Origin of the sequence: Vibrio sp. 10N.239.312.D08 (assembly GCF_041466145.1) — a bacterium.
GTDB classification, from domain to species: Bacteria; Pseudomonadota; Gammaproteobacteria; order Enterobacterales; family Vibrionaceae; genus Vibrio; species Vibrio crassostreae_C.
Window position 1 is genome coordinate 13,593 of sequence record NZ_JBFSSD010000035.1, and the last position, 12,889, is coordinate 26,481.

General features: G+C 46.0%; 9 protein-coding genes and 1 pseudogene. 6 read left to right on the forward strand and 4 right to left on the reverse strand.

Going from position 1 to position 12,889, the window contains the following annotated elements; genetic code table 11:
- Nucleotides 1-29: 29 nt before the first annotated feature.
- The 3 genes from AB6D58_RS17300 to AB6D58_RS17310 all read right to left on the reverse strand — a co-directional run bounded on the left by AB6D58_RS17300 (nucleotide 30) and on the right by AB6D58_RS17310 (nucleotide 4,889).
- Nucleotides 30-734 carry a 1-pyrroline-5-carboxylate dehydrogenase gene (locus AB6D58_RS17300; RefSeq protein ID WP_229647591.1) on the reverse strand — a complete coding sequence of 235 codons (705 nt, stop codon included), beginning with the start codon at nucleotides 732-734 and terminating at the stop codon, nucleotides 30-32.
- A gap of 11 nt (nucleotides 735-745) precedes the next feature.
- Nucleotides 746-3,883: a bifunctional proline dehydrogenase/L-glutamate gamma-semialdehyde dehydrogenase PutA gene (gene putA, locus AB6D58_RS17305; RefSeq protein WP_372157871.1), complete on the reverse strand. Its 3,138-nt coding sequence runs from the start codon at nucleotides 3,881-3,883 to the stop codon at nucleotides 746-748.
- Between the two features lie 181 nt (nucleotides 3,884-4,064).
- A complete protein-coding gene (locus tag AB6D58_RS17310; RefSeq protein ID WP_372130910.1) occupies nucleotides 4,065-4,889 on the reverse strand; it encodes an AraC family transcriptional regulator in 825 nt (274 codons plus the stop codon).
- Between the two features lie 240 nt (nucleotides 4,890-5,129).
- On the opposite strand from AB6D58_RS17310, the pseudogene AB6D58_RS17315 reads away from it, so the two are divergent.
- Together AB6D58_RS17315 and AB6D58_RS17320 are read left to right on the forward strand one after the other, a co-directional pair.
- Nucleotides 5,130-5,306, forward strand: a pseudogene (locus AB6D58_RS17315) (SUMF1/EgtB/PvdO family nonheme iron enzyme); the annotation flags it as partial.
- 364 nt (nucleotides 5,307-5,670) lie between these two features.
- The gene (locus tag AB6D58_RS17320) at nucleotides 5,671-6,453 is read left to right on the forward strand and encodes a helix-turn-helix transcriptional regulator (protein WP_032546410.1); all 783 of its coding nucleotides are present in this window, start codon (nucleotides 5,671-5,673) and stop codon (nucleotides 6,451-6,453) included.
- Nucleotides 6,454-6,555: 102 nt separating this feature from the next.
- On the opposite strand, the gene pdxH is transcribed toward AB6D58_RS17320, so the two are convergent.
- Entirely contained in the window at nucleotides 6,556-7,191 is a 636-nt protein-coding gene (gene pdxH / locus AB6D58_RS17325; protein WP_017061203.1) for a pyridoxamine 5'-phosphate oxidase, read from the reverse strand.
- A gap of 167 nt (nucleotides 7,192-7,358) precedes the next feature.
- Between pdxH and AB6D58_RS17330 the strand changes: the two genes are divergently transcribed.
- The 4 genes from AB6D58_RS17330 to AB6D58_RS17345 all read left to right on the forward strand — a co-directional run bounded on the left by AB6D58_RS17330 (nucleotide 7,359) and on the right by AB6D58_RS17345 (nucleotide 12,884).
- Nucleotides 7,359-9,281, forward strand: coding sequence for an ATP-binding protein (locus AB6D58_RS17330; protein ID WP_372157873.1), 1,923 nt, complete (start codon nucleotides 7,359-7,361; stop codon nucleotides 9,279-9,281).
- 84 nt (nucleotides 9,282-9,365) lie between these two features.
- Nucleotides 9,366-10,652, forward strand: a complete 1,287-nt coding sequence (locus tag AB6D58_RS17335) for a sigma-54 dependent transcriptional regulator (RefSeq protein WP_017061205.1) — start codon at nucleotides 9,366-9,368, stop codon at nucleotides 10,650-10,652.
- Between the two features lie 112 nt (nucleotides 10,653-10,764).
- Nucleotides 10,765-12,156, forward strand: a complete 1,392-nt coding sequence (locus AB6D58_RS17340) for an HlyD family type I secretion periplasmic adaptor subunit (protein WP_372136771.1) — start codon at nucleotides 10,765-10,767, stop codon at nucleotides 12,154-12,156.
- Nucleotides 12,157-12,215: 59 nt separating this feature from the next.
- Nucleotides 12,216-12,884 (forward strand): transglutaminase-like cysteine peptidase, encoded by a 669-nt coding sequence (locus tag AB6D58_RS17345; RefSeq protein WP_019823329.1) that lies wholly within the window; start codon nucleotides 12,216-12,218, stop codon nucleotides 12,882-12,884.
- The last annotated feature ends 5 nt before the right edge of the window (nucleotides 12,885-12,889 follow it).

Consider the following 12,889-nt stretch of genomic DNA (forward strand, 5'->3'; position numbering starts at 1 on the left):
AAAGTGCTTAGAGCCAATGTTACTGAAGGTTAGTGAGCTTCGCTTCCAAGTTCGAGCAAGGTCGCGTTACCGCCCACGGCTGTTATATTTATAGTTCGCGTACGCTCGGTAATGAAACGCAGCGATAAGTGTGGATCGTGAGCAACATGCATTGCTGTCAGATCCGTTTCAGCTACTAAACTGACGATGGCACCGTCACGCTTAGCAAGTTGTAAATTGATAGCTTGAGCCGTTTGTGAGTTACCTACGTAACCTGCGCTACGTACATCGCAAGACAGCAGCTGTTGAGCCGCGTCGTACGAAGCAACCTGCACCAAGTTCGTCGGTAAATTCGCTTGTTTCGCTGCATCAGCGATCAAGGTGTTGAATTGCACGTCATCACTGCACAATTGCACGCTGTTACCCGCTAATAGTGCTGCGGTAATCATCGCGGTTGCTGTTTGCAGTGCTGGCTCTTTGTCTTGGCAATCATCAACAATCACCAAAGCCACACCACGTCCTGCAGCATACAGCTCATTGGTTTCGCCCGTAGGCCCCGCCATGAGGTGATGCTCAGAAAGCAGTGCAGACGCTTGCTCTAGATGATAAGTCGCCACCGCTGCCAGAGGCGCAGATTGGCTTTCGATCTCTGATTTAAATGAAAGTACCTGAGCACTCTTATGATCAAAGTCGGTAAGATTCCATTGTTCCCACGCTAACAAAGCATCAGAAAAACCTGTCACTTGATGAACCATGATACTGCTCCTTATGCCTTGTCTTGTGATTGAGAGAAATGAACATCAGTAAAGCGGTATAGGTAGTGAGGACCACCCGCTTTAGGGCCAGTACCAGACAAGCCTTGACCACCAAATGGTTGTACACCAACAACAGCGCCGACTTGGTCACGGTTGATGTAACAGTTACCCACACGAACGTGTTTTTCGATCCAACGGTAAGTTGTCTCGTTACGGCTGTGGATGCCCATGGTTAAGCCAAAACCGGTTTGGTTAATTTGGTCTACCACTTGCGCCAGTTCACTCGCTTTGAAGCGAACGATATGCAGCACAGGACCAAACTGCTCTTCTTTCAAACAGCTGATGTCATCGATTTCAAATGCACTTGGCGGAACGAAGTCACCATGCTCACAATCCGCTCCTAGAGAGAGTTGAGCCACTTTCTTCTGGGTCTTGGTCATGTTTTCTAAGTGCGTCATCAACTTCTGTTTCGCGTTTTGGTCGATAACTGGGCCCACATCCGTTTTATGAAGATGTGGAATACCAACGCTTAGCTCATCCATCGCACCGTGAATTAGTCCAATCACGCGATCTGCAATGTCTTCTTGAATGTAAAGCACACGCAGTGCAGAACAACGTTGACCTGCTGAAGCGAATGCAGAACGAATAACATCACGAACTACCTGTTCAGGCAGTGCGGTACTGTCGACGATCATCGCATTCTGACCACCGGTTTCCGCGATAAACGGAACAGGCTTAGCGTTACGACTTGCCAATGACACGTTGATACGTTGTGCTGTTGGTGTTGAACCCGTGAAGGCAACGCCAGCAATTGCATCATGACTGGTTAGCGCACTGCCGATCTCAGCGCCACGACCCGGTAGTAACTGAATCGTGCCAGCAGGGAAACCCGCTTCATTCATCAATTCCACTGCGCGAGCTGCTATTAAGCTTGTTTGCTCGGCAGGCTTAGCCACAACCGTGTTACCCGCAACCAAAGCTGCTGTAATTTGGCCAAGGAAGATCGCTAGAGGGAAGTTCCAAGGGCTAATACAAACGAACACACCACGACCTTGTCGAGAAGCGATTCGTGTTTGGCCATCAAAACCTTTTAGTTCGAAACCTTGTAGGTTATCCGCTTGTTTTGCGTAGTAACGACAGAAGTCGACCGCTTCACGTACTTCATCAACACTATCGTGAATAGTCTTACCCGCTTCTTGATGACAAATCGCCACCAGCTCAGCCAGGTTGTCTTCCATCAAGTCAGCTAACTTATCAAGTGCTGCCGCTTTGGTTTCAACCGAAGTCGCGTTCCAATCAGCGAATGCTGCGTCTGCACCAGTGATCGCTGCGGAAACATGATCAAGGTTAGCAAAAGCCACCTGACCCACATGAATACGACGATCATAAGGTGCAGTCACTTGTTCAACGTTCTGATCAGCCTTGATCATGCTTTCGGCAAGAGATTCACCGTTGATCACAGGGCCTGCTGTCCATTGATTGTTTAAGAAGCCTTTTACTTGCTCTTCAAACTGATGCGCTTCGCTTTCAATATCAATGTTCACACCGTATGAGTTTTTACGCTCAGGGAATACCGCTGGAGGCAGAGGAATCTTAGTGTTGTTCAATGTATCGAATGCCAGAAGCATATCGACAGGGTGTTGAGTCAGCTCTGCCACTGGGCAACGAGCGTCAACCAAACGGTGTACAAACGAGCTGTTTGCGCCGTTTTCTAGCAAGCGACGTACTAGGTATGGCAGTAAGTCTTTGTGGCTGCCAACTGGTGCGTAAATACGTACTGACTGTTGGTAAGCTTCCATCGCATGGTTGTAAAGAGAATCACCCATGCCGTGTAAGCGTTGGAATTCAAAGTCTTTATGGTCGGTCATGACGGCAATAGCGGAAACCGTGTGAGCATTGTGGCTCGCAAACTGCGGGAAGATATTGCCACGAACGCTTGGGCTCAGTAAGTAACGTGCACACGCAAGGTAAGCTACGTCTGTCGCTTCTTTACGCGTGTAAACTGGGTAATCAGTAAAGCCCGCTTGTTGCGACCATTTGATTTCGCTATCCCAGTACGCACCTTTCACCAAGCGAAGTGGGATCAAATCACCCTGCTCTTTCGCTAAGCGGTTTAGCCATACTAGAACCGGTAGTGCACGCTTTGAGTAAGCTTGAATAACCAGACCAAATTTCCCCCAACCTTTTACTAGGTCAGTGCGGTACAGTTTTTCGAATAATTTAAGAGAAAGCTCTAGGCGATCCGCTTCTTCCGCATCGATCGTAATTGCAACGTCTAGCTCTACTGCACGGCGCAATAACTGCTCTAACGTGTCGCAAAGTTCTGTCAATACGCGGTCTTCGTTCGCCACTTCATAACGTGGGTGAAGAGCAGAAAGCTTGATAGAAACAGACGGTGCTGGGCTAGATTTTGAAGAGACGTATGTGTCTCGACCTACGGCTTCAATCGCCATTAGGTAATCTTTGAAGTATTTGTTTGCGTCAGCAGTGGTCAATGCCGCTTCACCTAGCATGTCGTATGAGTAGGTAAAACCTTTATCACGCATAGACTTACCGTTCTTTTGCGCTTCAGCAATGCTGCGGCCAAGAACGAATTGGTGACCCATCACCTTCATTGCTTGGTGCATCGCTTTACGAATTACCGGCTCAGAAAGCTTGTTCACTAAACGGTTAACCGCTTGTCCTGCACTCTGCTCTTTAGATGAAAGCCCAACTACCTTACCCGTTAGCATTAATCCCCAAGTGGATGCGTTAACAAACACTGAGTCAGAATTCTTTAGGTGAGATTTCCAATCCGCAACGCTGAGTTTGTCGCGAATCAATGCATCAGCCGTTGCTGAATCAGGAATACGCATCAAGGCTTCCGCCAGACACATCAGCAAGATGCCCTCTTGAGTATCTAAGCTGTATTCAAGCAACAGTGCATCGATCATCTGGATAGAAGTCTTATCCGCACGGATAGCTTCGATCAATGAGGTCGTTTTCTCTGAAATTTGCTGCTTTTCTGACTCAGAAGGGGTAGCTAGCGGCAGAAGTTGCTCTAGCCATTGGGTTTCATCCACCATATATAATGGTGAGATAAGCGACCATAGATCAGTAAGCGACTGCTCATTGAATTCTGGCTTTAACACATCAGTAGCTGTAAACATGCGTTTTCCTTAATCTCACACCCGGAATTAGCCCGGGATCTCTACAATGGCTGCAGTGTATTTAGAGTATATAAGGATTACTTGTCAAAAACTCCGAGTTTTTTGCTAAAAACTCGCTTTATTAACAAAACAAACACAACGTCACATATGAAACTTTAAAATAATATGCCGTTTTGTTTCACTATTTAACAGAAATTTTCTTTTTGTATTGGGATGGAGACATGCCTTGAAGGCGTGAAAAGGTGTGAGTAAAGGAGGATTGACCGGAGAAACCAGCCAGTTCTGCGACCTGACCAAGGCTAAGGTTACCCTGTTCAATTAAACGGCGAGAACGGTCGATGCGCTTACCAAGAACATACTGGTGAGGGGTAATGCCCATTTGCTCTTTGAACAGCATATGGAACTGGCTTTCGCCCAAGAACACACTGCCTGCAAGTTGCGCGACTGAGATCTTATTAGCCAAGTGTTGCTCGATGTAGCGATCCAGTGCTTCAAGATCAAAACGCGAGTCTTTAATTGAGGTTTCAAATGCTGAGATGTGCCTTTGCATCAGAGCGATCACCGTGTCATTACAGGCACGGCTTAACAATAGATCATCCGGGCTCGCCTGCATTTCTTGCACCAACATATGGATAAGCTTTTGAATTTGCGCATCTAATTGGAAATAGACGTTCGAAGATTCAAGCTGGTTAATCTTCTCTAGCATCAGCGGGTCGTCGTCACTAGGCACGGGCATGTTAAGCACCAAAATATCGGACTGACCGACCACACCACCGAAAGCATGATCAGAGCTCGCCGTCACCACACAACCTTGTCCAGGGCCAACAAGATTCCCCTTACCGCTGACTTCAAATTCAGCCTGACCTTTTAAACCAATCACCACCTGAGAATAACTATGATCGTGACAATCCATATGCGATGGCAAAGTGATGATCTCAGCAGGTCTAGGGCCAGTAAGGCCTAGCGGAGAAAGGTCTAGGTTAGGAAAGGGTAAAGGTTTAGACATGACAGACAAATACTCGGGTCAACATACTAAGAATAATACTCTTAAATGCGCATAAGATGAATTTGTAAATGTTCTTGAGAGTTATTTGCTCGCGTGAACGAAAAGATCATTATCGCGATCATCATGATCATGCCTCCGGAAAGATGATCAAGAGTGTACAAACTACGGGCTATGTAAAACCAATCGTTCCGGCGAGTTTAGGGGCTTCACAAGCAATGACACGAACACGAAAAACATTTTACAGGCTTCTACGACATGGTGGGTAATGTATGGGAATGGACAACCGTTCAGAAAGGCCTAGCGAAAGGTGGCGCGTGGAGCTTCTCTCCTGAAGAAGCAAAAGTGTTTAACGAACTGTACGTACCGCCTTCAACGGCAGCGAACTATCTAGGATTCCGAGTAGTACGAGAGCTGTAGGCTCCCAGTCATAGGCTCAGAACCCCAAATATTTACTCTAGGTTCTCAATTATCACATTGAGCAACATTTATAGGGGAATTCCCCCCTTATGCATAAGCACTCCTAGGAGTAGATTCGTCGATAGAGTAGTAAGTCACTCTGGGTATCAAATTGATGCCTCAGTTTAATTTACCTGACCCTCGTAAATTAGACTGAAAATCTTCTACATGTCGACAAGGCATATCTTGTCTTTAGCCAGCCCCTCTTCAGGCTGGCCTTTTTTTGCCTGATTATCACCCTTTATGTCCATCGATTCTCCGTGATTGACACAGTTAGTCAGCAGTCCGTTTAACTGTCAGTCCCCCCTTATTTTTCGTACTCTAATTGCCATTGCAGCGCTATAAGAAACTGATATTATTGCAACATCGCAACACACGAGATAAAACCTTGCCAGATCCACTCAACTCCATACATCGTTCTTTATTCGAACAACTTCCAGGCTGCTGGGGCTGCAAAGATACTGACTCGGTCTTCGTGTACGCCAACCTTGCTTACAACCAATTGATTGGCTTAAAACCCAATGAGACTTGTACTGGCTTGACCGACTTCGACATGCCCAGTCAAACCACGGAGTGCGCACAAGATTTCAGGGCTCAAGATAAACATGTGATGGATACACGCAGTACCCTTAAGATTCTCGATATTCACCCCTATCCAGACGGACGCTGGCACGCCCATATCTTTACCAAAACCCCTTGGCTTGATGATGACGACAACGTCCAAGGCACCATCTTCTATGGCCAAGAGCTTACCGATACCGCGATCTTAGAGGTTGGTCATTGGGTTTGTCAGGCCACAGGGACAAAAGGCGATCAGGCATCGCTTGCGGGGTCAGAGCCGCGCGTGTCTAAGCTGCAAAAGCGGCTGACTTCGAGAGAATCAGAGGTACTGTTCTTACTGCTTTTCGGCAAGAAACCACAGTACATCGCGTCGACGTTAAACATTTCAATCAAAACGGTCGAAGGTCATGTCGCCAGATTGAAACAGAAGTTTGATGCACGCAGTAAAAGCCAATTGATTGAGTATGCGTTGGATTCAGGATTGGGCTCAGTGATCCCAGAAACTCTGCTCAAAAAACAGATCTCTGTTGTTCTTCACAGTGACTGATTGACTGTTCAGCTGAAAATGCAGACAAAAAAATGCCGTTGATTTGATCAGTCTAATCAACGGCATTTTTGGATCTGTTAAGCAGCTAAGCGATCAAGCAGCCTAAGGCGCTAGGCGATCAATATCCCAACTGTTGTCTTGGCGTGAGAACAAGAAACGGTCGTGCAAGCGGTGTTCACCACCCTGCCAGAACTCAATGCTATCTACACGTACACGGAAGCCACCCCAGAAAGAAGGCACAGGAATCTCTCCTTTGGCAAACTTCTGTTTAAGCTCTAGATACTTACCTTCTAAAATTCCACGCGCTGAGATGCGGCTACTCTGCTTACTTGCAATCGCGGCCAATTGGCTCTCTTTTGGACGTGACGAGAAGTACTTCATATTTTCCATAGCCGTCAGCTTTTCAGCCGTGCCCGTAATATGAACTTGTCGCTCAAGTGGATGCCAAGGAAAGTGCAAACTGATTTTGCTGTTGTGCTCAAGCTGGTGCGCTTTACGGCTACCTAGGTTGGTGTAAAAAACGAAACCGTCTTTATCCACATTCTTCAGCAGAACAATGCGTTGGAATGGCTGACCATTTTCATCAACCGTAGCAACTGTCATGGCAGTAGGGTCCGTCAACTTCGCTTCAATGGCTTGCTCTAGCCATAAATTGAATTGCTCAATCGGGTCTGCGGCCAAGTCTTTACGTCTCAATCCACCCTTAGCGTATTCGCGACGAATATCTGTCAGTTCCATTTGCTTGCTCCTTTAAATTTTTTTGTGATTTTGCGCCGTAATCCTTTGAAACACAAGTCTAAGCCATGGTTTTGTCTCACAGAAGGTGCTCTGTGTTAACAAGATCTCGGTACTCTCTCCATCATATTGATAATCTTTATACAAACCGATGACAAGCTGAGATCCGAGTGACCAAAATACTGCCTAACCTAATGACACCCTTTGTTTTATTCTCATTGTTATTGGGAGCTGCAGGGCTGACCGCAACCCACTTTATGGCAGTGCAATTCCAAGAAAAAATCGTCACTCAGCAACTCGATGAAGCAGCAAGTAAAGCCAATCTACAAATCGACTCTGAATTGGATAAATTCAAACAGATCCCGGATTTGCTCAGCCATGACCCTCGCTTGCTCTCTTATTTTGACTCAACACAACGAGCAGACAAGATTTCCGCTGCGCAGCTCAATCAATTGCTGTTTGAATGGTCGAATCAAAGCCAAGCCGACACCATCTATATTCATGACCCGAGTGGTACTGTGGTCGCTTCCAGTAATTACCAAAAGCCTCGTACCTTTGTCGGTGAGAACTTCTCGTTTCGTCCCTACTTTGCTTCTGCCATTCAAGGTAACAACACACAATATGTCGCGCTAGGCGCTCGCTCGAACGTACGAGGTTATTTTCTGTCTTCACCTCTGTATATCGACAAGGAAGTTGTTGGCGTTATCACCGTAAAAGTGAGCTTAGAAAATCTCGAAAACATCCTGACCAGCGACGATTTTGAGATCGTAGTACTCGACTCTAACCAAGTGGTCTTTCTATCAAGCCAAGCTCCGTGGCTTTACCATTCATTGTTGCCATTAACGCAGCAACAACAAACGGATATCGCACTTCAACGCCAATACGGTCAAAGCGAAATTTCGATCATCGAAGCCTTTCGTCCTTCAAGCTCTCAGTCAGAAGCGAGCAATACCAATCAATCTAGCAACCTTCAATCCAATGAAATCCGAAAAGAGCTCACCGCCAACCAGTTATTCAAGCTTGGTGCTTTTAATCTTTACCCTGCAACGGTCAGCAACAACCAGTACCAAGTTGTCGCACTAAAAGAGACCAGAGCTGAACTTATTAAAATCTTTCAGATCGATGTCATCTTCGTGGTGATTTATAGCTTGGTGATGCTCATCGCTTGGTCGTGGCGCCAGACTTATCTCGCGAAAGTGGCGTTGACCCGACTCAACCAAAACCTAGAGCAAACCGTTGATAAACGTACCCACTACTTGAAGCAATCCAATCAGCAGCTGCAACAAACCCTTTTTCAATACCAAGAGTCGCAGTCGAAGTTGAAACAGACAGAACAAGAGCTGACACAAACCGCGAAATTAGCGGTACTCGGTGAGCTGTCAGCCAGCATTAACCACGAAATCAACCAACCGCTTGCAGCACTGCGAACCTACAGTGAAAACAGCTTAAAGCTACTGGAAATGGAACGAACCGATTTAGTGAAAAGCAATCTTGAGAAAATGATTGGCCTCAACAACACCATTACCGACATCATCGCGCGACTCAAAGTCTTTACTCGCAAGGTCACCAAACAAGAACATCATGTGGCGAACCTGCATCAAGCGGTCAATAACGCCACTAGCATTCTCAGTGCGCTGATGATCAAGCAAGGCATTACGCTAAGGCTAAGCACGGTGCCAGATGACATCAATATTGCGATTCATCCAACCGAACTCGAACAAGTACTAGTGAACCTGATTCACAACGCGATTCAAGCGCTGCAACAACAAGTTCTTGAACAGAAAATCTTGCAGGAGCAACAAAACCTGGAAAGCGTTGACCAACAGGCTAGCCCACAGATAGGCATCGAATGGCAACTGCATCATGACGCTTGTCAGCTGATCATTTGGGATAACGGAATTGGCATGCCGAACGATAAGCTAGAACAGCTGTTCGACCCGTTTTTTACCACCAAACCGGAAGGCTTAGGGCTAGGGCTTTCAATATCGAAACGGATTATTGAAGCGTATCACGGCACGATCAGCGCGAACCGATTAGAGCCTTCAGGCATGGTATTCTCGCTAAGCATCCCGTTATATAACGATAAGGGCTAACACGCCGTTGTTATCGCTGATTAGAAAACGAATCTCACATACTGCTAATCTCACCTACTGCTAAGGAATCGGCTTTTGCACTCTATGCCTAAACTCTATTTTGTCGACGATGAACCCGCCATTCGAGACTCCGTAGAACAAGCCATGCTCATTGAAGGCATCGATATCGTCTGCTTTCCCAATGCTATTGAGGCATTAAAGAAAATAGATACCACGCAAGCCGGAATTGTCATCACCGATATTCACATGCCAGTGATGGATGGCATTCAATTAACGCAAAAATTACTGAGCCAAAACCCTCATTTTCAGGTCATCGTACTTACCGGACATGGTGACGTGCAAACCGCGGTATCCGCAATGAAAGCCGGCGCTTACGATTTTCTGGAAAAGCCATTTGTGGTCGATGCCCTACTCACTGCCGTTAAAAAAGCCGCAGATAAACTCGCACTGGTTGAAGAGAACAACCTATTGCGCAAAGAGTTGGCAATGCAAAATCAGGTTGGCCCAAAACTGATTGGTCAATCTCCATCAATGCAGGCATTGCGCCGAGAATTGATCACCCTAGATACCAAAACTAACCCACTTCTATTGTTTGTTGGTGATTTAGGGACGGGGAAAAGGGTCACTGCACAATACACCCATGATTTACACAGTCATCAAACCGCGGAGCTTTGCCCTGTCGCGGCGTTTAATTTGCCACGCAGTGACGAAGCGACATTCCATCAGTTTGTTTTGCAACTGTTCTTAAAGCATCAAGGTGGAACACTCTATATCCATGAAACAGAAGCGTTAACTTCGCAGCAATGGCTATGGTTAGCCGCTCTAAAACCCACTCTACTTCATGAAAACTCATGCAAGACCAATGCAACTTGTATCATTATCGCAACTACAGTAGTTCCTACTACAATTACAGGTGAACTGCGCCGGTTTAATTTACTACCCTTGGCGCAAAGAACGGAAGATATTGGCTCTTTATTCAAACACTTTGCTCGTGGTGCGGCCAGTCGCTATCAGCTGCCACCCCCCGTCATTACAGAAAAAGAGATTCAGCGACTCATTGCAACGCATTGGACGGAGAACATTCGTCAGCTTCGCCAACATGCCGAACTCAGAGTGCTGACTCAAATTAAGCAGCCGTCGCTCGACAGCGATACTGATGAGCAAAATGAACTCGATATGAGCATTGAAGAGCAACAACAGTCGTTGAACCAACGCACCGATAGCTTTGAACAAATTATCTTGATTGAGGCGCTACATCGCCATCAAGGTCGTTTAAAAGAGGTACAACAAGAGCTGCAGGTGTCGCGAAAAACACTGTATGACAAACTAAGAAAGCACCAACTCGATAAAACAGATTTCAAGAACCGATAAGTCTTAAAAAATATATAAATTCAAAGATTTAAAGGAGCAAAATCTTAACATTTATCAAAAGTAAGAATACACTCAATAGGCTTGCACTTTTATTTAGCGAACAAGGACTGTTATGAGTCAGAAAAATTTCAGCAAATTGAACGAGACCGAGCTTGAGTATGTCGATGATAAAACAGCGGCACTACTCCTCAATACGCCCACCAGTGCGCGAATTATGTTGTGGGTGATCGTTCTGTTTTTTATTGCTGCTATTGGGTGGTCTGCATGGGCAGAGATCGACAAAGTTACCGTTGGCCAAGGCAAAGTGATCCCCTCCTCTCAGATCCAAGTGGTACAAAACCTTGAAGGTGGCTTGGTTAAAGAGATCTTAGTTAAAGAAGGCCAACGCGTTCAAAAAGGTCAACAACTGCTGTTAATCGATGACACACGATTCCGTTCTGACTTCCGCGAACGTGAACAACAAGTCGCGAACTTGACCGCCAACGTGTTAATGCTTTCCGCTTCCCTGACCAGTGTTGTCATCAACGAAGAATTCTCTGAAAAAGAATGGAAGAAAAGTGTCACTCTCGATTATGGCAAGCTTGCGTTCCCACCTAAATTCTATGAACTTCAACCTCAACTGGTTAATCGTCAAAAAGCAGAATACCGTCAAGATCTCAATAATCTGAGAAACCAGCTTTCCGTTTTTGATCAACAAGTTGAACAGAAACAGCAAGACCTAGTTGAGATTAAAGCGCGTGTTCGAAACCTAAAACAGAGCTACCAGTTTGCTCGCCAAGAACTGGATATCACCAAACCTCTCGCCGATGAAGGGGTGGTACCACGAATTGAATTACTTAAACTGCAAAGACAAGTGAACGACACTCGCCGAGAAATGACTTCGAGCGAGCTAAAAATCCCTCTGCTACGCTCAGCAATCAAAGAAGCGATGCTCAGCCGTATTGATGCCGCACTGAACTTCCGCTCCGAACAACAAGAAAAACTCAATCAAGCCCAAGACAAGCTCTCAGCAATGACCGAATCGGCCGTTGGCCTTGAAGACAGAGTAAACCGTACCGTGGTGGTTTCTCCTGTAACAGGCACCGTTAAAACATTGGGTATTAATACTGTCGGCGGTGTTATCCAACCGGGTATGGACATCGTTGAGATTGTACCGACAGAAGACTCGCTATTGGTTGAAGCGAAAATCGCCCCGCAAGATATCGCGTTCCTACGCCCAGAACTGACAGCCATCGTTAAATTCAGTGCCTATGACTTCACTAAGTACGGTGGTCTAGAAGGCGTGTTAGAGCACATCAGTGCCGATACCACTCAAGATGAAGAAGGCAACAGCTTCTACATCGTGCGTGTACGCACCGAAAAACACAATTTTGGTAAAAACGAAGAACTGCCAATTATTCCGGGAATGACGGCCTCTGTCGACATCATCACGGGTAAAAGAACCGTGCTTGAGTACATGTTGAAGCCAATATTAAGCGCTCAAAACAATGCACTAAAAGAGTAAGGACGTTTGATGTTTGATAACGCCTTTCAATACACAGCAAATAAACAAGAGCAGAGGCTATGAAGTCTCGGATTTCGCTATTGCTGCTGGTTCTCACCTCTTTTACCTCTGTGGCGCTCAACAAGAGCGACCAACGGTGGATAGATGCGGTGACCAAAACCTACGGCGATAGAGCCGGAAAGCGAGTGGCAACATGGCGCTCAAATATGACGTCATACGACGGATTAAGTGAAAAAGAGAAGCTCAGGTCGGTGAACCAGTTCTTCAACCAGATGTACTTTGTCGATGACAACATACTGTGGGGAAAGAATGACTACTGGGCAACACCACTGGAATTTTTAGGCAGCAACGCCGGTGATTGTGAAGACTTCACTATCGCAAAATACTTCTCTTTGCTTGAACTGGGCGTCCCAGATAAAAAATTACGATTAGTGTACGTAAAAGCACTTGAGTTAAACCAGTTCCACATGGTGTTGGCGTACTACTCAACACCGAGTGCAGAGCCACTAATTTTGGACAACTTAAATCCTGAAATTAAACGCGGCTCCAAACGCCCAGATCTACGACCAATTTACAGTTTCAACGGTAAAAACCTTTGGTTGATCAAGTCGGCAGCAGGCAGCGGCAAGTTAGCAGGGAAATCTTCAAGATTGAGCTTATGGAACGACTTACGTTCACGTGAGCGCTCTCTAAAATTAAACAAACCCATTATCAATTACGATGAGTAGGTACA

Excerpts from the sequence above, each read along its gene's own strand:
- AB6D58_RS17300 (WP_229647591.1), bottom strand. The coding sequence starts at position 734 with ATGGTTCATCAAGTGACAGGTTTTTCTGATGCTTTGTTAGCGTGGGAA.
- pdxH (WP_017061203.1), bottom strand. The coding sequence starts at position 7,191 with ATGGAACTGACAGATATTCGTCGCGAATACGCTAAGGGTGGATTGAGA.
- AB6D58_RS17310 (WP_372130910.1), bottom strand. The coding sequence starts at position 4,889 with ATGTCTAAACCTTTACCCTTTCCTAACCTAGACCTTTCTCCGCTAGGC.
- AB6D58_RS17340 (WP_372136771.1), top strand. The coding sequence starts at position 10,765 with ATGAGTCAGAAAAATTTCAGCAAATTGAACGAGACCGAGCTTGAGTAT.
- AB6D58_RS17345 (WP_019823329.1), top strand. The coding sequence starts at position 12,216 with ATGAAGTCTCGGATTTCGCTATTGCTGCTGGTTCTCACCTCTTTTACC.
- AB6D58_RS17335 (WP_017061205.1), top strand. The coding sequence starts at position 9,366 with ATGCCTAAACTCTATTTTGTCGACGATGAACCCGCCATTCGAGACTCC.
- putA (WP_372157871.1), bottom strand. The coding sequence starts at position 3,883 with ATGTTTACAGCTACTGATGTGTTAAAGCCAGAATTCAATGAGCAGTCG.